The organism is Aminobacter sp. BA135 (assembly GCF_050859125.1).
GTDB classification, from domain to species: domain Bacteria; phylum Pseudomonadota; class Alphaproteobacteria; order Rhizobiales; family Rhizobiaceae; genus Aminobacter; species Aminobacter ciceronei.
This window is the reverse complement of the sequence record NZ_CP139572.1, coordinates 4,152,427-4,170,528: the sequence shown is the minus strand read 5'-3', so window position 1 is coordinate 4,170,528 and position 18,102 is coordinate 4,152,427. Positions and strand designations below refer to the sequence as shown.

The window sequence follows — 18,102 nt, the reverse complement described above, 5'->3', positions numbered from 1 at the left end:
GGAGCGGGTTTTGGGGCGGCCTGGCAGGCGCAGCGCTGCATTACATGCCCCCGTCCTGTCGAGCCAAACGCCGATGGGAGGCGCTTAGGCGCGCCGCGCCGGCCGCATCAGCGGGCAGCTCAATAGTCATGAGGCCGTTGCCGAGGGGCGGGGCCCTTGTTGCGCTTTGGGACGCATCGTTGCGACGCGCATCCATCGCTCGGTGTCGGGCGGGCACGACAGAAATCGTGTCGACATGCTGCTCGGGCCGTCGCTACGGCTGCCGCCAGGCCGGAAGGCCAAACGCCAGGGCAGCACAGGCAAGGCCTATCGACGATGGCGCCCCTTCGCTCTTGTATTTGGCAACGGTGTTGCGGGCGAGGTTCAGGCGCCGGGCGACCTCGCTGTCGCTCCAGCCCATGTGGTCTATCCAGGCAACGAAGTCTGTTGCGTCCATCAGCGTCACCTCGGGAGGAGCAGGGCGGTCTCCGGCATGCCGGGTCGGCATGTCAGCTGGCGTCGACGGCATCGATCTCTTCCGGCGCCAGCCAATCCGGTTCGAACAGCCGTCCGGCGGTCCGCCAGCCATGGTTGGTCTCGATGTCGATCGACGGGCAGTGCGCGGCTGCCGGGTGGAGCAGGTCGACGCATATGTTTCCCATGATCTTGCCAATTTCTTGCCGTTGAAGATCAAATTCGTGCCTGGGAAAGGTGGCTTGCAGGTCACGGGCAAGTTGATTGAACAAGGCAACCGCACGTATGGCAGTGCAAACGATGTTTTCTGCAGATGTCTGGTCCACGGCTCGCCCCTCAACTCATGAGCGAACGTTAACACAGAGCCCTGCAGAGGCGATCATCATATCATCGGTCACGGGAAGTCCCGCCGGCGGCTTTCATACCTTGGTCGACTGTCGCGATCAGAACTTGTAGGCGAGGCCAAGACGGACATCGTGAGTTCTCAGCGTGGCTGTCGGACGCAAGCCGTTGGACAGTAGATCCAGGTCCTGGCTGCCAAAATCGGTGTACCGATATTCGGTGCGCAGCACCAAGTTGTCGGTGGCTGCGTACTCCAGGCCGGCGCCAATAGTCCAGCCGGCGTGCGTGTTCGACAGAGAGATGGGCAGGTATGGAAATACGGTCGTTCGTGAGAAGTCGAATTCCGCGACCGTCACGCCAGCGGAGACATATGGCTGGAACCGACCGGCGCCATAACCAAGACGAACACGCAGTGAGGCACTCCAATCCAACTTCGACGTGTACCTGAAATCTGCGTCTTCGCCGCCGCTGCGAAGTCGGCCCTGCGCCGACGAGGAGGCCGAGCCGAACTGCAGGTCGGTTTCGACACCAAGGACCACATCGTTTGCAAGCTGGTGGCCGTACCCTGCGTAGAAACCACCCATGGCTCCCCTGGGCGCCAAAGCCGCATAGCCGTCTGCGATACCGCCGTCTATCGTGTCTTCATAAACAACTGTGGCATCGGCCCAAGAATATCCCGCCTGAACACCGACATATCCACCGGTCCAAACAAAGCCTGCTGGCGCCGATGCGAAAGTGTCGGAAGCGGCCTCTGGCAGCGTGCCCGCGAAGGACAGCGAAGCTGCAAGCAGGATAGCTGGTGATGTGCCGCAGACGGTATTGGCTGTGATCAGTTTCATATGCGCGCCCTGATTCTTGAATGCTCTTGTCGAGCGAACAGGGCAGCGTTCGCAGTTTCCCACGGATATTACGGTCGTTCTTGGCGCGCAAGTGTCGGATGCCAGTTGTTGCTGGCCTGCGCGTCAACTTTGCCGCATGATTGCCTGCATGTGCGGCCGTGTCTTTGTCAGATCGACCCTTGCCGAGATGGTGCGCGGCTTCAGCTTTGCCGATCCCGGCGACGTCGGCGCGCTCGACAACAGCTTTCCCCGCTACAACGGCGCGCCCAGCCTGATCTATCCCGTCATCGTGCAGGACGAAGCCCAGAAGGGCAGCGCGATGTTCGTCCAGGCGAAATGGGGGCTGGTGCCGTCCTGGCAGAAGGAGGCAGCATCAGGCCGGCCGCCGCCGGTCAACGCCCGCTCGGAAAGCATCGCCACAAACGGTCTGTTCAAGCGTGCCTATGCCTCCAGGCGCTGCCTGGTGCCGATCGACGGCTATTTCGAGTGGCACGACATTCACGGCACCGGCAAGGACAAGCAGCCCTATGCCATAGCGATGAAGGACGGCTCACCCTTCGCGCTTGCCGGCATCTTCGATCTCTGGCGCAACCCTGACACCGGCGAGTTGCTGCGCAGCTTCTGCATCGTCACCTGTGCCCCCAACGAGCTGATGGCTGAGATTCACGACCGCATGCCGGTCATCCTGGCACCAGTGGATTACCAGCGATGGATCGGGCCGGATGCCGATCCGGCCGAGCTGATGAAGCCGTTCCCCTCCGGGCTGATGACGATGTGGAATATCGGCCGCAAGGTCGGGTCACCCCGGAACGACACGCCGGATATTCTCGATCCCGCAGAGCCGTAGCCGCCAGCAACGCGCGCATCATCTCGATGGCGGGCGGCGTCTCACGCCGCCCGGATCATCCCGCAGGCGCCGGCAACATGCTGTGCGCCACTGACCTCGAGGAGCCCCGCTCGCTTCGGCTGTCGGGACTCTTTTGCGTTCGGGGCTGGTATTGCCTTTCCGCACGGCGGAATGACCGTTTCAAGCCTTTGTGAGGCTTAGGGCATGAGCGGTCCTCTGCAGCCTCGCTAGCGATGGCGATTGGCTTGGTGGTATGTGGTGACCAATTTCGGGGTGAAATCTGACGCCTCGATCCCGGCCTCGATTTTGGCGAAAAGCTCGTCGCTGACGCCTGCTTTGGGAGTGAAGACCCAGCCCGCAACGCATTTTGCAATGTGGTCGCAGCGGATAATGCGCGAAAGCCGGTACTCAACGAAGCTGCGTTTCGTCACGAATGGGTGCTCGCCAACTTCAATTATGCACGCCGGGTCGTGAAAGCGTCCATCCTTGATGGAGCTTATGGATACGAGCAGCGACTTCCCCTGATCGCAGGGGTTTGTCATTATGACATAGAGGTGTTGGCCATCCTCCAGGGGGCCGGATGGCATTAGCAGCGCGGCCTTCTTTGCGACCGCGTATGTCATGCGATCACGAGTTCAGAAGGGCGTCGATCGTGCGCTCACGTTGGATACGCTTGTCTAATTCCTCGGGGTTTTCCTTTCCGAGGAACTTGAACACGCGGCTGTAGGGGATCGGATGGGACGAAAAGTCCGGGTCTTCCCATTCGGGGCAATGATCGTGCGTGTAGTTTCGAATTTCCCATTGGTCCATGTGGCCGAACTTGTCCCATGTGGACCCGAGAACCTTCAGCTCCGCCCGGCTCAGTTCGTCGAGTGCTTCCTCGGTCATCACTTTGTTCGCGACCGAAATGCGGTGAAATTCGCGATCTGTCACAAACTCAGCCCACTCGCGCCCGTCATCACCGGAACCGTTGATTCGGTTTAACGTGATAGAGTTGACCGGCCCATGTTCCATCGACACCAACTGGTCATTGAGCATGGACGCTTCGTAAGCGTCCATAAAAGAGCGCTCTGCCAGATAGATAAGCTTGACGACCTTGAGCGCAGGAATGTTGCCGCCTTCGCGCATCGCGAAGAACGCAGCAATTTGCGCAGCTTTTCTGGAGTTGTACCAAGGTTGCATTCGTGTGCCCCTACACGAAAAATATGGCCAAAAATACCACATCAAGAATCCCGGCGGAATATGAATTGGAAATATTCCTGCCAAAAGGGCAAGGCACTCCCATCTGTCTCGTCGTCCTCGTCCAGTATTAGCGCTGGCACGTACCGCAGTTCTCCAGCCATTCGCGGATCATCGTCCGCAACAGGTCTTGCCGGGGCATGTTGAGGTCGGCGTCGATGGCTTCGTCGATCTCCTGAGCGAGCACGATTCAAGTGGTATTGCCGACGCTTCGAACCCCGTCCAAGAACACAACAGGTCAATGCCAAGTGGCCGGGAGGGAAGCAAGAGGCTTACCGGGTCTTTTGCTTCGCGACCCAGGCTGATGCGAACGTCTTTGCCGCCGAGTTCGAAGGCATCTATTTCGATCCTGCAAAGGACCGAGAGGACGGGCGCGTCAAGGGCGCCTAGCTGCGAGCCGATGACTGGAAACTGATCGAGCGCGGCGCACCGCTTCAGCGGCCGCGCCTGCTCCGCGCGCATGGCGCTAGCAAGCGATCATCTTGGATCCGCCATAGTCGGTTTGATCCGCACAGTGCCCGAACACCTGGACGAGCAGGTTCTTTGCGGCCTCGATAGCCTCGCTGAGGCTTTCGCCGTTCGCATCAGGGTGAGCAGCCTTCAATCGGTGGAAAGCCAAACTCTTTTCGTCAGAGCGAGGGGCGTGACGCGACTCATACTCTGCCGGGCCCATCCACCATCTGAAACTTACGAGATGATATGCGGCGTCCCAGAGCGGCAAGCTGGCTGCCTGCTCGAAGACGCGCTTCTCCTCCGGCAACGCGCGCAGCTTGTGGAGGAGATCTTCGGATGTGAGCATGACGAACGCCCTTTGATGGGATCAAGCACAAGACCGGCCTGCGGCAGGCTCTGACCCAAGTCATTCATTGCACAAGAATGCCTGGACGTTCATCCGCGCCACGGCCGCTTCACTTTCGGCCGCCAGATGATCGCAGGCCCCCGCCATATTCTCCGCTCATCGCTGAGCCCGATGCCCGCCGGCCCGTCAGCTCTTGTCCCGCTCAGCACGCACCCGGTCCGGCAGGCCGTCATGACCGCCCAGCTCGCGCTTCGGCGCGTCGTGCCACCAGTCCTCGCGGATCGCCTTGCGCTCGAGATTGACCGGATAGATGATCCGGTTGTCGTCCTTGTTGGTTTCGCCGACCACCAGCAGGCGGACTTCGGCGTCGGTATTGTTGAGGAAGCTGTGCGCCTGTCCGGTGCCGGCGGGGAAGCCGACGGAATCGCCCGGCTTGAGGCGATGCAGCACCCCGTCCAGCCAGACGTCGGGCTCGCCCTCGATGACATGGACGAATTCCTCCTCCAGGCTTTCGGCATGCGGAAACGAGGTGCGCCGGCCCGGCGGCAGGCGGACATGGTGGATGCCGAGGCGTTCGAGGCCGAAATGGACGGCGAGCGGCGCGCCGAGGCCGCGCAGCTCCGAGGTGCCGATGAAGGTTTCGCCGTCGGGCTTTTCGACCTCGCTCCAGTGGGCGATTTCGGCAGGACGGCCTGAGGTTGTCATCTCGATACTCCCGATGAATGTGCCACAATGAGAAGGGCGAACGTCGCGATGGCGACGCTGCCTGTTGGTTCGCGTGCGCAGGACGAGGTATCACGGTCAGCTTTCTGGGGCAGCTGCGCCCCGGCCGCCCGCCGGCCTCACCCCACGGCGTTTGCCGCCGCCAGGCCGGCAGCAATGTCTTCTTTCAGGTCGGCGACGTCTTCGAGGCCGATCTGCAGCCGGATGATCGGGCCTTCATAAGGACCGTCGGCGATTTTGCGGTCGGCGAGGCTGACCTGGACGGCGAGGCTTTCATAGCCGCCCCAGGAATAGCCGAGGCCGAAGATCTCGAGCGCGTCGAGGAAGGCATGCGCCTTTTCCGTGCCGCCGCCCGCAAGCACCACCGAGAAGATGCCGCTCGAGCCGGAGAAGTCGCGCTTGAACAGCTTGTGGTCGGGGTGGCTTTCTAGGCCCGGATGCAGCACGCGGGCGACACCTTGCTTGCCTTCGAGCCAGCGCGCGATCTCGAGCGTGCTCTTCTGGTGATGAGCGAGCCGCACGCCCATGGTGCGCAGGCCGCGCAGCACCTGGTAGACGTCGTCCGGGCCGGCACAGCAGCCGAGCGTGACATAGGCCTCGTGCAGCTTCGGCCAGCAGGCGGCATTGGCCGACACCGTGCCGCTCAAAACGTCCGAATGGCCGGCCGGATATTTGGTCGCCGCGTGGATGGTGACGTCGACGCCGAAGTCGAGCGCCTTGAAATAGAGCGGCGTCGCCCAGGTGTTGTCCATCATGACGATGGCACCCGCTTCATGCGCTGCCTTGGAGATCGCCGGGATGTCCTGGATCTCGAAGGTGTTGGACGCGGGCGATTCGGTGAACACCACCTTGGTGTTCGGCTTGATCAGCGCCGAAATACCGGCGCCGACATGCGGATCGTAATAGTCGACCGTAACGCCGAGACGCTTGAGCATGGTGTCGGCGAAGTGGCGGGTCGGAAAGTAGACGGAATCGGTGATCAGTATGTGGTCGCCCGCCGACAGGAAGCCGAGCAGGGGTATGGTCACCGCGGCCAGCCCGGAGGGCACGGCGATGGTGCCGGCCGAGCCTTCGAGCTCGTCGATGGCGTGGCACAGCGCGTCGCTGGTCGGCGTTCCGCGGGTGCCATATGTGTATTTTTGAGCACGCGCAGCCATCGTCGCAGCGTTGGGGAACAGAACCGTCGAGGCGTGCACGACCGGCGGATTGACAAAGCCATGAAAGCCGTGTGGATCGTGCCCGGAATGCGTCAGCCGTGTGTTGACGCCTTTGATCCTGCCATTGTCACGAGTCATGAATCCGCACCCTTTCAGTGAAGACGCCAGCCATAAAGCGACGCCCCGGGCCGTGCAACCGCCGCAGGCGCCCGTTCGGCTGGGCCAGATCTGGCCGGCCGGTTTCCTGGGGCGGCTGTGGGAGACGGTGGCGTTTTCCTCGCGTCGCATCCGCCGCCGCCGCGTCGGCGTGCCTCAGACGGTGTGGCCACGCGGACTGACCTTGCTGCTTCTCTGCGGCGCCGTCGCTGTCGCGCTGTTATTCACCATCGATTCGAAGGTGATGAACTTCATGCTCAGCAACCGCAACGGCTTCACCGCTTGGCTGGCCTGGCTGAGCGACATCGGCAAGTCGGAATGGTATCTTGTTCCCGCCCTGCTGGTCTATCTCGCCACCGCCGCCGCCGACTGGCGCGGCGTGGGTTTTGGCCTGAAGGCGCGGCTGGTGACGCTGTTCGGCCAGGCCGCCTTCGTCTTCGGCATGGTCGCCTTCACAGGCATCGCGGTCAACATCGTCAAGCTGTTCTTCGGCCGCGCCCGGCCGGCCTTCTATGGCGAATATGGCGCCTATCATTTCGACCCCTTCGTGGTGACGCGTTATTCCTCGAGCTTTCCCTCCGGCCACGCCACGACAATCGGCACCGTGGCGGCGATCCTGATGATCTGGTTTCCGCGTCACTGGCTGCCGATCGGCATCGTCGGTCTGGCGCTGTCGGCGCTCAGGATTCCGGCGGCGGCGCATTATCCCTCCGACATCACCGCCGGCTTCCTGTTCGGCCTGATCGTGACCATCGTCGCAGCCCGATTCTTCGCCGTGCGGCGGGTCGGCTTCAGGCTGGTGGCGGGAAAGCTGCTGCCCGCAGCTGTCGGTTTTGGCAGACGAAAACGCGCCGCCGGCTAACGTCTTCGAAGTGAAGCCGAGCCTGGCCGCAGCAATCCTTGCTGCCGACATCTAATACTAAAGGCGCAGCCGGCAGCAGCGGGCCTTTATTGCTTGACCTCACAAGAATTATCGCCTTCGATGCATCTGTGAACCGGACTGCAGCAATGCGCGCCGGACAGGACGCGCAATCCGGATTTGGGCCGGGTAGGGGATGCTGAGTTCACAATTCAAAAAGGCAGGCAAAAAAAGCCTGTAAAAAACAGAAGGGTTCGTGGGTCATGAAGTACATCATTTCAGGCATTCTCGGGGCAGCCACGCTCGGCATGGTGGCGACGGCCGCATCTGCCGGCACCCTTGAGGACGTCAAGGCAAAGGGCTTCCTGCAATGCGGCGTCAGCACCGGCCTGGCCGGTTTCTCGGCGCCGAACGACAAGGGCGACTGGCAGGGTCTGGACGCCGATTTCTGCCGCGCGGTGGCTGCTGCGGTGTTCGGCGACGGCACCAAGGTCAAGTTCACGCCGCTCTCCGCCAAGGAACGTTTCACCGCGTTGCAGTCGGGTGAAATCGACCTGCTGTCGCGCAACACCACCTGGACCATCAACCGCGACACCGCACTCGGCCTCAACTTCGTCGGCGTCACCTATTTCGACGGCCAGGGCTTCATGATCAACGCCAAGAAGCTGCCGGGCGTCAATTCCGCGCTGCAGCTTTCGGGCGCCGCCGTCTGCGTGCAGACCGGTACGACGACCGAACTCAATCTCGCCGACTACTTCAAGGCGAACAAGATGGAGTACAACCCGGTCGTCTTCGAGAAGCTCGAAGAGGTCAACGCCGCTTATGACGCCGGCCGTTGCGACGTCTACACCACCGACCAGTCGGGCCTCTACGGCATCCGCCTGACGCTGGGTGCGCCGGACGATCACGTCGTGCTGCCGGAGATCATCTCCAAGGAGCCGCTCGGACCTGCCGTGCGCCAGGGCGACGACAAGTGGTACCACATCGTCAAGTGGACCTATTTCGCGCTGCTGACCGCCGAGGAACTCGGCATCACCCAGGCGAATGTCGAAGAGATGAAGGCTTCCGGTAATCCTGAGGTCAAGCGCGTGCTCGGCACCGAAGCCGACACCAAGATCGGCACCGATCTCGGCCTCGGCAACGACTGGGTCGTCAACATCGTCAAGGCCGTGGGCAACTACGGCGAAGTCTTCGAACGCAATGTCGGCCAGGGCAGCCCGCTGAAGATCGCCCGCGGCATCAATGCGCTCTGGACCAAGGGCGGCCTGCAGTACGCACCGCCGATCCGCTGATCTGAAGTCTCACCCGGAGGGCGGCGCTGCCGCCCTCCGGCTCCTCTTTTGAAGGGACTTCCGATGGCTACGCAGGACATTCCCCAAGACGTAGGGGGCGGCCGCGCGTCGCTGCTCTACGACCCGAAGGTGCGCGGCATCTTCTTCCAGATCCTGGTGGTCGTTGCGCTGACAGCGTTCGTCTACTGGATCATCGGCAACACGATCGAAAACCTCAAGCGCGCCAACATCGCCTCGGGTTTCGCCTTTCTCAACGGCCGCGCCGGTTTCGACGTCAGCGACACGCTGATCCAGTTCGATTCCGATTCGACCTACAAAAGGGCCCTACTTGTCGGCCTGATCAACACCGTGGTCGTGGCCGGAGCCGGCATCGTCACCGCGTCGATTCTCGGCTTCCTGATCGGCATCGGACGGCTGTCCAACAACTGGCTGATCCGCAAGATCTGCACCGTCTATGTCGAGCTGTTCCGCAACATCCCGCCGCTTCTGGTCATCTTCTTCTGGTATTTCGGCGTGCTGTCGGTGCTGCCCTTGCCAAAGGAGAGCATCGAGCTGCCATTCGGCTCCTACCTCAACAGCCGTGGCTTCTATTTCCCCAAGGCGGTCTGGGGCGAAGGCGCGTGGCTGATCGGCGTGGCCCTGTTGCTCGGCATCGCCATGTCGTGGTTCGTCGCCCGGCAGGCAAGGCAGCGGCAGATGGCAACGGGCGCGACATTCCCGGTGTTCTGGACCTCGCTGGCCCTGATCGTCGGCCTGCCGCTTCTGGCGCTTGTCGCCACCGGCTTTCCGCTGAGCTTCGACTTGCCGCAGAAGTCGACCTTCAACCTGACCGGCGGCCTGCAGATCAAGCCCGAGTTCCTGTCGCTCTATCTGGCGCTGTCGTTCTACACTGCAGCCTTCATCGCCGAGATCGTGCGTGCCGGCATTCGCGGCGTCAACAAGGGCCAGACCGAAGCGTCCTCGGCGCTCGGCCTGCGCTCCGGCCAGGCGCTCAGGCTGGTGGTGGTGCCGCAGGCGATGCGCATCGTCATCCCGCCGCTGACCAGCCAGTTTCTCAACCTGACCAAGAACTCGTCGCTGGCGATCGCCATCGGCTATCCGGATCTGGTCGCTGTCGGTGGAACGGTGCTCAACCAGACCGGACAGGCGATCGAGATCGTGGTCATCTGGATGGTCGTCTATCTCGGCCTCAGCCTGATCACCTCGGCCTTCATGAACTGGTTCAATGCCAAGATGGCATTGGTGGAAAGGTAAGGAGGCGGACATGTCGCAAAACGACCTTCATTACGTCCGCACCGAAATGGCGCTGCCGCAACCGGCGCCGCTTCGCGAGCGCGGGCCGGTGGCCTGGATTCGCAAGAACCTGTTCGCCAACCCGTTCGATTCGGTGCTGACCATCATCGGCATGATCATCGTGATCATGATCCTGCCGCCATTGGTCGACTGGGCGCTGGTCCAGGCGCAATGGACCGGCACCGACCGGACCTTCTGCTCGACCGTCGCCCAGGGCGGCATCCAGCCGGAAGGCTGGTCCGGCGCCTGCTGGGCCTTCGTCAACGCCAAGTTCGGCCAGTTCATGTTCGGCCGCTATCCGATCGAGGAGCGTTGGCGCGTCATACTGGTGGCGATCATGTTCGTGGCGCTGCTGGTGCCGCTGCTGATCCCGCGCGTGCCGCGCAAGGGGCTGAATGCGGCGCTGTTCCTGCTGGTATTCCCTGTCGTCGCCGCGTTCCTGCTGATCGGCGGCTATCTGGACCTGCCGCATGTCGAGACCCCGCTCTGGGGCGGCCTGCTGGTGACGCTGACCTTGTCTTATGTCGGCATCGTCGTGTCGCTGCCGCTCGGCATCCTCCTGGCGCTCGGACGGCGCTCCAAGATGCCTGTCGTCAAGATGCTCAGCGTCATCTTCATCGAGACGGTGCGCGGCGTGCCGCTGATCACCGTGCTGTTCATGGCCAGCGTCATGCTGCCCCTGTTCCTGCCGGCCGGCGTCAGCTTCGACAAGTTCCTGCGGGCGCTGATCGGTGTGTCGCTGTTCGCCTCGGCCTATATGGCGGAGGTGGTGCGCGGCGGCCTGCAGGCGATCCCCAAGGGCCAGTATGAAGGGGCCGATTCGCTCGGCCTCAGCTATTGGCAGAAGACCGGACTGATCATCCTGCCGCAGGCGTTGAAGCTGGTCATCCCGGGCATCGTCAACACCTTCATCGGCCTGTTCAAGGACACCAGCCTGGTCTACATCATCTCGATGTTCGACCTGCTCGGCGTCGTCAGGCAGAATTTTTCGGATCCGGCCTGGGCTTCGCCCCAGACCCCGGCGTCAGGGCTGGTCTTCGCAGCGCTGGTGTTCTGGATGTTCTGCTTTGGAATGTCGCGATATTCCATTTATATGGAGCATCGCCTCGACACCGGGCACAAGCGATAACGAACAACAAAAGGGAACGGCCCATGGCCATAGAAAACGCAGTCAGCGCCGACGAGATCAAGGTCGATGGGGCAAAGATGCACATCTCGGATACCGACGTCGCCATCGACATCGTCGGCATGCACAAGTGGTATGGCGAGTTCAACGTGCTCAAGGACATCAACCTCAAGGTGATGCGCGGCGAGCGCATCGTCATCTGCGGTCCGTCCGGCTCGGGCAAGTCGACAATGATCCGCTGCATCAACCGCCTGGAAGAGCACCAGAAGGGCAAGATCATCGTCGACGGCAAGGAACTGACCAACGATCTCAAGAAGATCGACGAGGTCCGCCGCGAAGTCGGCATGGTGTTCCAGCACTTCAACCTGTTCCCGCATCTGACGATCCTGGAGAACTGCACGCTGGCGCCGATCTGGGTGCGCAAGACGCCGAAGAAGCAGGCCGAGGAGCAGGCGATGCACTTCCTGCGTCGCGTCAAGATCCCGGAGCAGGCCAACAAATATCCGGGCCAGCTGTCGGGCGGCCAGCAGCAGCGCGTGGCGATCGCCCGCTCGCTGTGCATGAACCCGCGCATCATGCTGTTCGATGAGCCGACCTCCGCACTCGATCCCGAAATGATCAAGGAGGTGCTGGAGACCATGGTCGGCCTCGCCGAAGAGGGCATGACCATGCTGTGCGTGACCCACGAAATGGGCTTCGCCCGCAAGGTCGCCAACCGCGTGATCTTCATGGATCAGGGCCAGATCGTCGAAGAGAACACGCCAGCCGAGTTCTTCGACCATCCGCGCCATGAGCGCACCAAGCTGTTCCTGAGCCAGATCCTGCACTAGGAATCGGATTCCGGAAATCAGAAAGCCCGGTCGTATTTCGGCCGGGCTTTTTTGCTGCAACAAGTGCTGCGGAAGCGGGGACGGCGGCGGGTGAGAAGAATTCTACGTCTGCTCGGCGCTGTCGTGCTTGTGGCCGTGGCGGCGGTGGCCCTGGGCACGCTGGTGCCGCGGCCGCTGTTCGGGCGTGCTGACGATCAGGCCGCACCCCGCCATATCCTCGTCTTCACCAACCCGATCCACACCGACATCGCCGTGCCGATCGACGATGCCGTGCTGCAGAAATTCGGCTTCCTGATCGACGCCGGCATCCAGGCCGACCTGCCGGCGGCGCGTTACCTGGTGTTCGGATGGGGCAGCAAGGCTTTCTACATCGGCACGCCGACCTGGTCGGAGCTGAAGCCCGGACCGGTGTTTGCGGCGCTGACGCTCGACAATTCGGTCATGCATGTCGATCTCGCCGGCGAAGTCGACCTGCCTCAGCCCGCCGTCCAGCGTTTCGAGCTCGGCGAGGCGGGTTTTGCCGCCATGCTCGACTTCATCGAGCGCAGTTTCGTGCGCGACGAAGGGGCCGTTCAGCGCATTTTCGGGGTAGCCTATGGCGAATATGACGGCTTCTTCGATGCCCATGGCAAGTTCAACGCACTCGCCGGCTGCAACACCTGGACGGCGGCGGCACTCCGGGAAGCCGGCTTGACGACAGGCTGGTGGAACCCGCTGCCGGCGACCTTGAATTTTTCGCTCGGCCTCTACAACCGGTCGGCGGATGATCCAGGCGGCGTCCAGTCCGGCGGAGTCCAGCCATAAAGCCAGTCCATGTCGGCGGCGAGGCTCGCCGGCGACTTGAACCTGAGGAACAGGTTGCGGGCGAGCGCCACCGGCCCGCTCGCATGCCAGGCGAAATGGTTGAGCGCGCCGCGCCGCGCCACCCTGGCGACACGCGTCTTGCGCGCCGCTTCCCACTGTTGCAGCGCATCCGCCTTGTTCTGGGCGGCGAGCACGGCGTCGGCCAGCGTCCAGGCATCCTCGATCGCCATGGCGGCACCCTGGGCGGCAAAGGGCGTCATGGCATGCGCCGCATCGCCGATCAGCACGATGCCGGATGCCGAGGTCCAGGGACGGGAGGCATCGACAGTGTGCAGCGGCCACACCGTCCACGGCCCGGCCTCCTCGACAAGCCGGGAGAGTGCCGGGGCGGTGCCATGCATGGCGCGCCGCAATGCATCAGCATCCGTTTCGCCGGACCATTGCTCGGCGATCGCGACGCCGGGCGTGAAAGCGACAAGATTGACCGCATGGCCGGCGCGGACCGGATAGGCGACGAGGTGGAAGCCCGGATGCAGGAAGGTCGTGACAGTCGTCAGCGATGTCACTCCGGCGAACTGCCGGCCCAGCTCGCTGTCGACCGGGATCGTCGTGCGCCAGGCCAGTTCGCCCGAGAACCGGCTCCTTTCATGCGGGCCGACAAGGCGCCGGCTGGCCGACCAGACGCCGTCGGCGGCAACGAACAGACAGGCCTCTTGCTGTGACGTGATGCCGTCCTGGGTGATCGAGATGGTGAGACCGTCCGCCCTGGGCTCGACCGTGTCGACCGTCGATCCGGTGGCGACCGAAATCAGCTGGCTTTCGCTGACGCGGCTGAGCAGCGCCGACTGCAGATCGGCGCGGTGGGCAACGAGGTAAGGCGCCTTCCAGCGGCGTTCGGCCGCAGCACCCAGCGGCACGCGGCCGCGCTCGACAAGGCTTGCCGCGCAGCGCAGCACTACCGCTTCGGGCCGCACGGCAGACGTGCTGACCAGATCGAGCACGCCGAGGCGGTCGAGAATGCGGGTGGCGTTGGGAGAAAGCTGGAGACCGGCGCCGACTTCTTCGAGCACCGGTGAACGTTCATGGACGTGGACACTGACGCCGTGCCGGGCAAAGGCAAGGGCGGCGGTCAGCCCCGCGATGCCGGCGCCTGCAATGACGACCGGCGGCGACTGCATGATCGTGCCTGGGCCTCAGGCGGCGCGGTCGATGACGTAGAGGCTGCCCGCCGGCAGGGTCTCGGTGGCCTTCAGCTTGGCGGAGTAGCGGTACAGCGTCGAGCAGTAGGGGCAGACCTTCTCGGAATCGGCGCCCATGTCGAGGAACACATGCGGATGGTCGAACGGAGCCTTGGCGCCCACGCACATGAACTCCTTGACGCCGATCTCGATCACGGCATGTCCAGCGTCGTTCTGGAAGTGGGGGATGGAGCCACCGGCCATGGTATTTTCCCTTCTGAGGACCCTTATTGCAGAGCGTTTGTATCATAAGCGGCGGCTTTGCAAGATGCTGAAATGAAACTGTCGCAATTGCCTGTCAGAGGATAAGTTGAGCCGGATAAGCGGCGGAACGCGGCAGTGGGGAAGGGTTGTCCAAATGAATCAGCTGAAACCGGTCCATACCGATTTCGTCAACGACAAGTCGCCGACCGGCGCGATCGACGGCAATCCGGACCGCTTCGTCAACCGCGAGTTTTCCTGGCTGCAGTTCAACAGGCGGGTGCTCGAGCAGTCGCAGAACCCCAACCATCCGCTGCTCGAACGCGTCCGCTTCCTGTCGATCTCGGCCGGCAATCTCGACGAGTTCTTCATGGTCCGCGTCGCCGGTCTCGCCGGGCAGGTGCGCGAAGGCATCACCATCCGCAGCGCCGACGGCCGCACGCCGGAACAGCAGCTCGACCAGCTGCTGCATGAGGTCGAGCGGCTGCAGGAAGACCAGCAGAAAAGCCTCGCCAGCCTGCTCGATCTGCTCAAGCTCGAAGGCATCGAGACCATCGCCTCGGCGGACCTCACCAAGGAAGAGCGCAAGTGGCTCGAAGATCATTTCATGGAGCAGGTCTTCCCGGTGCTGACGCCTTTGTCGATCGACCCGGCGCACCCGTTCCCCTTCATCCCCAATCTCGGCTTCTCGATCGCCCTGCAACTGCGCCATCGCAAGAGCGGCGAGGAAATGACGGCGCTGCTGCGCCTGCCGGTGGCGCTCAAGCGCTACATCCGCTTGCCCGACCGCAAGCGCTCGGTGCGTTTCATCCCGATCGAGGAAACGGTCAACCTGTTCATCGGCAAGCTGTTCCCCGGCTATGAGGTCAAGGGCTCGGGCACCTTCCAGATCATCCGCGACAGCGATATCGAGGTCGAGGAAGAGTCCGAGGATCTTGTCCGGCTGTTCGAGACGGCACTCAAGCGCCGCCGCCGCGGCTCGGTGATCCGCGTCGAATTCGACAGCCTGATGCCGGCCGAGCTGCGCGAGTTCGTTGCCAGCGAACTGGGTGTCGCCTCGAACCGCGTCAGCGTCCTGAGCGGGCCGCTGGCGATCAACCAGATCTCGGAGATCGTCTCGATCGCCCGCGACGACCTGAAGTTCCCGCCCTTCAACCCGCGGTTTCCCGAGCGCATCCGCGACCATCGCGGCGACTGTTTCGCGGCGATCCGCGAGAAGGATTTTGTCGTCCACCATCCTTATGAATCGTTCGACGTGGTGGTGCAGTTCCTGCGCCAGGCGGCGATCGATCCGGAGGTGGTGGCGATCAAGCAGACGCTTTACCGCACCTCCAACGACAGCCCGATCGTGCGCGCCCTTGTCGACGCCGCCGAGGCCGGCAAGTCGGTGACCGCACTCGTCGAGCTCAAGGCGCGTTTCGACGAGGAGGCCAATATCCGCTGGGCTCGCGATCTCGAGCGTGCCGGCGTGCAGGTGGTGTTCGGTTTCCTCGAACTCAAGACCCACTCCAAGATGTCGCTGGTGGTGCGCCGCGAGGACGGCCGCCTGCGCAACTACGTCCATCTCGGCACCGGCAACTACCACCCGATCACCGCGCGCATCTACACCGACCTGTCCTTCTTCACCACCGATTCGGCGATCGCGCGTGACGTGGCGCATATCTTCAACTTCATCACCGGTTATGCCGAGCCGGCCGACGAGATGTGCATCGCACTGTCGCCCTACACGCTGCGCAGCCGCATCCTCAAGCACATCGCCGACGAGGTCGAGCATGCCCGCGCCGGCCGGCCGGCGCAGATCTGGATGAAGATGAATTCGCTCGTCGATCCCGACGTCATCGACGCGCTTTATGACGCCAGCCGCAGCGGCGTCGAGATCGACCTGGTGGTGCGCGGCATCTGCTGCCTCAGGCCGCAGGTTCCCGGCCTGTCGGAGAATATCCGCGTCAAGTCGATCGTCGGCCGTTTCCTCGAGCACAGCCGCATCTATTGTTTCGGCAATGGCCACGGCCTGCCGTCGGACGAGGCGATCGTCTATATCAGCTCGGCCGACCTGATGCCGCGCAACCTCGACCGGCGCGTCGAAACCATGGTGCCGATCGCCAAACATTCGACCGTGCACGAGCAGGTGCTGGGCCAGGTCATGCTGGGAAATATCATGGACAACCAGCAAAGTTTCGAAGTATTGGCGGATGGAACCTCGCGGCGGATAACGCTCGACGAGGGCGAAGAGCCGTTCAATGCGCAGGAATATTTCATGACCAATCCGAGCCTCTCCGGACGGGGTGACGCGCTGAAGTCTCACGCGCCCAAACGCATCGCCCAGTTCAAGCGTCGCAAGAAGGCGGAGGCGGCAGCCGGCTGATGGCGCAGCTTTCGCAGGGCCGGCTCAAGGACCGCCGACCGCTGTCGATCATCGATATCGGCTCGAACTCCATACGTCTCGTCGTCTATGAAGGGTTGGCACGCTCGCCGACCCTTCTGTTCAACGAAAAGATGCTCGCCGGCCTCGGCCGCGGCATCGTCTCCACCGGCAAGCTCGACCCCGAGGGCGTGACCCGCTCGATGGAGGAGTTCCGGCGCTTTCGGGCGCTGTCCGAGCAGGCTGGCGCGGAAAAGATGTATGTGCTGGCCACCGCCGCCGCACGCGAGGCGATCAACGGCCCCGACTTCATCCAGCGTGCCGAGGACGTGCTGGGCACCAAAATCCAGGTGCTGACAGGTCGCGAGGAAGCCTATTATTCGGCGCTCGGCGTCATCTCGGGTTTCCATCCCGCCGACGGCATCGCCGGCGACCTTGGCGGCGGCAGCCTCGAGCTTGTCGACGTCAGGGGCGAAGCCATCGGCGACGGCATCACCTTGCCATTGGGTGGCCTCCGGCTGCAGGACATGGCCAAGGGCTCGCCTGTAACGGCTGCCAAGATCGCGCATGCCGAACTCGCCCGCGCCAAATTGCTCAAGGGCGGGCAGGGCAGGACCTTCTATGCCGTCGGCGGCACCTGGCGAAACCTCGCCCGGCTGCACATGAACACCTCGAATTATCCGCTGGAGGTGATGCATCACTACCAGATGGACCCGGTGACCCTGGTGCCGTTCCTGCGCCAGGTGGCGCGCGGCGAGGTCGAGAAGATCAAGGGCATCGAAGGCGTGTCCAAGAACCGCCGGTCGCTTTTGCCTTATGGCGCGCTGGTGCTGCAGGAGATCATCACGGCGATGAAGCCGGAGAAGATCGTGGTCTCGGCGCTCGGCGTGCGCGAGGGTTTTCTGTTCTCGCTGCTCGAAGAGCAGGAACAGCGCGCCGATCCGCTGATCTCGGCGGCCGAGGAGCTGGCCGTGCTGCGGGCGCGTTCGGTGCGCCATGCCCATGAACTGACCGAGTGGACCAAGCAGTCCTTCGCCGCCTTCGGCATCGAGGAAACCGAAGAGGAGGCGCGCTACCGTCACGCCGCCTGCCTTCTCGCCGACATCGGCTGGCGGGCGCACCCGGAATATCGCGGGCGGCAGTCGCTCAACATCATCGCCCACGCCTCCTTCATCGGCGTCGACCATCCCGGCCGTGCCTTCCTGGCGCTGGCCAATCTGTTCCGCCATGACGGTGTCTTCAACGACAGCTTTGCCCCTGAGCTCAAGGAACTGGCGACGCCGCGTTATCTCGAGCGCGCCCGCATCCTCGGCGCGATGATGCGTGTGGTCTATCTGCTCTCGGCCTCAATGCCGGGGGTGATGCCGAAGCTGCGCTGGGAAGACAGGGGCAATGGCGCACTCGCGCTGGTCATCCCGTCCGAATTCGGCCAGCTCTATGGCGAGCGCCCCGCCGGGCGTCTCGCCCAGCTCGCCAAGGTCACCGGCCGCAAGCTGGTGCTGGCGGTCGAGGGTGGTCCGAGCATCGCGGTCAAGTAAGGCG

Annotated in this window: 19 protein-coding genes; 9 read left to right on the top strand and 10 right to left on the bottom strand. The window is 63.1% G+C overall.

The features are described from left to right. Positions 1-253: 253 nt before the first annotated feature. The 3 genes from SLT36_RS20305 to SLT36_RS20295 form a co-directional block, all read right to left on the bottom strand. Entirely contained in the window at positions 254-436 is a 183-nt protein-coding gene (locus tag SLT36_RS20305) for a hypothetical protein (protein ID WP_432284137.1), read from the bottom strand. Positions 437-488: 52 nt separating this feature from the next. Then, on the bottom strand, positions 489-779 hold the full coding sequence (locus tag SLT36_RS20300; protein WP_432284136.1) for a hypothetical protein: 291 nt from the start codon (positions 777-779) through the stop codon (positions 489-491). Between the two features lie 117 nt (positions 780-896). Then, positions 897-1,634 carry an outer membrane protein gene (locus SLT36_RS20295; protein ID WP_432284135.1) on the bottom strand — a complete coding sequence of 246 codons (738 nt, stop codon included), beginning with the start codon at positions 1,632-1,634 and terminating at the stop codon, positions 897-899. A gap of 148 nt (positions 1,635-1,782) precedes the next feature. Here SLT36_RS20295 and SLT36_RS20290 point away from each other — a divergent pair, with 148 nt between their 5' ends. Then, entirely contained in the window at positions 1,783-2,481 is a 699-nt protein-coding gene (locus SLT36_RS20290) for an SOS response-associated peptidase (protein ID WP_432284134.1), read from the top strand. Positions 2,482-2,708: 227 nt separating this feature from the next. Here the strand turns inward: SLT36_RS20290 and SLT36_RS20285 are convergent, their stop codons facing one another. The 5 genes from SLT36_RS20285 to SLT36_RS20265 all read right to left on the bottom strand — a co-directional run bounded on the left by SLT36_RS20285 (position 2,709) and on the right by SLT36_RS20265 (position 6,537). Beyond that, complete coding sequence (locus SLT36_RS20285; RefSeq protein ID WP_432284133.1) at positions 2,709-3,104, bottom strand: hypothetical protein; 396 nt, start codon at positions 3,102-3,104, stop codon at positions 2,709-2,711. 4 nt (positions 3,105-3,108) lie between these two features. Further along, a complete protein-coding gene (locus tag SLT36_RS20280) occupies positions 3,109-3,663 on the bottom strand; it encodes a Panacea domain-containing protein (protein ID WP_432284132.1) in 555 nt (184 codons plus the stop codon). Between the two features lie 523 nt (positions 3,664-4,186). Next, on the bottom strand, positions 4,187-4,519 hold the full coding sequence (locus SLT36_RS20275) for a hypothetical protein (RefSeq protein ID WP_432284131.1): 333 nt from the start codon (positions 4,517-4,519) through the stop codon (positions 4,187-4,189). 186 nt (positions 4,520-4,705) lie between these two features. Then, positions 4,706-5,224 carry a cupin domain-containing protein gene (locus SLT36_RS20270; RefSeq protein WP_432284130.1) on the bottom strand — a complete coding sequence of 173 codons (519 nt, stop codon included), beginning with the start codon at positions 5,222-5,224 and terminating at the stop codon, positions 4,706-4,708. Between the two features lie 137 nt (positions 5,225-5,361). Continuing rightward, a complete protein-coding gene (locus SLT36_RS20265; RefSeq protein WP_432284129.1) occupies positions 5,362-6,537 on the bottom strand; it encodes a cystathionine beta-lyase in 1,176 nt (391 codons plus the stop codon). A gap of 52 nt (positions 6,538-6,589) precedes the next feature. Between SLT36_RS20265 and SLT36_RS20260 the strand changes: the two genes are divergently transcribed. The 6 genes from SLT36_RS20260 to SLT36_RS20235 all read left to right on the top strand — a co-directional run bounded on the left by SLT36_RS20260 (position 6,590) and on the right by SLT36_RS20235 (position 12,759). Beyond that, positions 6,590-7,417, top strand: a complete 828-nt coding sequence (locus tag SLT36_RS20260; protein ID WP_432284128.1) for a phosphatase PAP2 family protein — start codon at positions 6,590-6,592, stop codon at positions 7,415-7,417. Between the two features lie 260 nt (positions 7,418-7,677). Then, on the top strand, positions 7,678-8,706 hold the full coding sequence (locus SLT36_RS20255) for an amino acid ABC transporter substrate-binding protein (RefSeq protein WP_432284127.1): 1,029 nt from the start codon (positions 7,678-7,680) through the stop codon (positions 8,704-8,706). Between the two features lie 63 nt (positions 8,707-8,769). After that, positions 8,770-9,960 (top strand): amino acid ABC transporter permease, encoded by a 1,191-nt coding sequence (locus SLT36_RS20250; protein WP_192317257.1) that lies wholly within the window; start codon positions 8,770-8,772, stop codon positions 9,958-9,960. Between the two features lie 10 nt (positions 9,961-9,970). After that, the gene (locus tag SLT36_RS20245) at positions 9,971-11,128 is read left to right on the top strand and encodes an amino acid ABC transporter permease (RefSeq protein WP_432284126.1); all 1,158 of its coding nucleotides are present in this window, start codon (positions 9,971-9,973) and stop codon (positions 11,126-11,128) included. 77 nt (positions 11,129-11,205) lie between these two features. Further along, positions 11,206-11,955, top strand: a complete 750-nt coding sequence (locus tag SLT36_RS20240; protein WP_182573713.1) for an amino acid ABC transporter ATP-binding protein — start codon at positions 11,206-11,208, stop codon at positions 11,953-11,955. Between the two features lie 90 nt (positions 11,956-12,045). After that, a complete protein-coding gene (locus SLT36_RS20235; protein ID WP_432284125.1) occupies positions 12,046-12,759 on the top strand; it encodes a TIGR02117 family protein in 714 nt (237 codons plus the stop codon). Here the strand turns inward: SLT36_RS20235 and SLT36_RS20230 are convergent. Together SLT36_RS20230 and SLT36_RS20225 are read right to left on the bottom strand one after the other, a co-directional pair. Beyond that, positions 12,702-13,937 (bottom strand): FAD-dependent monooxygenase, encoded by a 1,236-nt coding sequence (locus tag SLT36_RS20230; protein ID WP_432284124.1) that lies wholly within the window; start codon positions 13,935-13,937, stop codon positions 12,702-12,704. The genes SLT36_RS20235 and SLT36_RS20230 overlap by 58 nt on opposite strands. Before the next feature lie 15 nt (positions 13,938-13,952). Next, positions 13,953-14,201 (bottom strand): zinc-finger domain-containing protein, encoded by a 249-nt coding sequence (locus SLT36_RS20225; protein ID WP_067963423.1) that lies wholly within the window; start codon positions 14,199-14,201, stop codon positions 13,953-13,955. A 154-nt stretch (positions 14,202-14,355) separates the two neighbouring features. Between SLT36_RS20225 and SLT36_RS20220 the strand changes: the two genes are divergently transcribed. Continuing rightward, a complete protein-coding gene (locus SLT36_RS20220) occupies positions 14,356-16,563 on the top strand; it encodes an RNA degradosome polyphosphate kinase (protein WP_432284123.1) in 2,208 nt (735 codons plus the stop codon). Continuing rightward, positions 16,563-18,098, top strand: coding sequence for an exopolyphosphatase (ppx, locus tag SLT36_RS20215; RefSeq protein ID WP_432284122.1), 1,536 nt, complete (start codon positions 16,563-16,565; stop codon positions 18,096-18,098). Before SLT36_RS20220 ends, ppx begins: the two co-directional genes overlap by 1 nt. Positions 18,099-18,102: the final 4 nt, after the last annotated feature.

Bases quoted from the DNA above. Each gene is read 5' to 3' on its own strand.
- SLT36_RS20295 (WP_432284135.1), bottom strand. From the start codon at position 1,634: ATGAAACTGATCACAGCCAATACCGTCTGCGGCACATCACCAGCTATC.
- SLT36_RS20225 (WP_067963423.1), bottom strand. From the start codon at position 14,201: ATGGCCGGTGGCTCCATCCCCCACTTCCAGAACGACGCTGGACATGCC.
- SLT36_RS20250 (WP_192317257.1), top strand. From the start codon at position 8,770: ATGGCTACGCAGGACATTCCCCAAGACGTAGGGGGCGGCCGCGCGTCG.
- ppx (WP_432284122.1), top strand. From the start codon at position 16,563: ATGGCGCAGCTTTCGCAGGGCCGGCTCAAGGACCGCCGACCGCTGTCG.
- SLT36_RS20275 (WP_432284131.1), bottom strand. From the start codon at position 4,519: ATGCTCACATCCGAAGATCTCCTCCACAAGCTGCGCGCGTTGCCGGAG.
- SLT36_RS20290 (WP_432284134.1), top strand. From the start codon at position 1,783: ATGTGCGGCCGTGTCTTTGTCAGATCGACCCTTGCCGAGATGGTGCGC.
- SLT36_RS20285 (WP_432284133.1), bottom strand. From the start codon at position 3,104: ATGACATACGCGGTCGCAAAGAAGGCCGCGCTGCTAATGCCATCCGGC.
- SLT36_RS20305 (WP_432284137.1), bottom strand. From the start codon at position 436: ATGGACGCAACAGACTTCGTTGCCTGGATAGACCACATGGGCTGGAGC.
- SLT36_RS20280 (WP_432284132.1), bottom strand. From the start codon at position 3,663: ATGCAACCTTGGTACAACTCCAGAAAAGCTGCGCAAATTGCTGCGTTC.
- SLT36_RS20255 (WP_432284127.1), top strand. From the start codon at position 7,678: ATGAAGTACATCATTTCAGGCATTCTCGGGGCAGCCACGCTCGGCATG.
- SLT36_RS20265 (WP_432284129.1), bottom strand. From the start codon at position 6,537: ATGACTCGTGACAATGGCAGGATCAAAGGCGTCAACACACGGCTGACG.
- SLT36_RS20270 (WP_432284130.1), bottom strand. From the start codon at position 5,224: ATGACAACCTCAGGCCGTCCTGCCGAAATCGCCCACTGGAGCGAGGTC.
- SLT36_RS20240 (WP_182573713.1), top strand. From the start codon at position 11,206: ATGCACATCTCGGATACCGACGTCGCCATCGACATCGTCGGCATGCAC.
- SLT36_RS20220 (WP_432284123.1), top strand. From the start codon at position 14,356: ATGAATCAGCTGAAACCGGTCCATACCGATTTCGTCAACGACAAGTCG.
- SLT36_RS20230 (WP_432284124.1), bottom strand. From the start codon at position 13,937: ATGCAGTCGCCGCCGGTCGTCATTGCAGGCGCCGGCATCGCGGGGCTG.
- SLT36_RS20245 (WP_432284126.1), top strand. From the start codon at position 9,971: ATGTCGCAAAACGACCTTCATTACGTCCGCACCGAAATGGCGCTGCCG.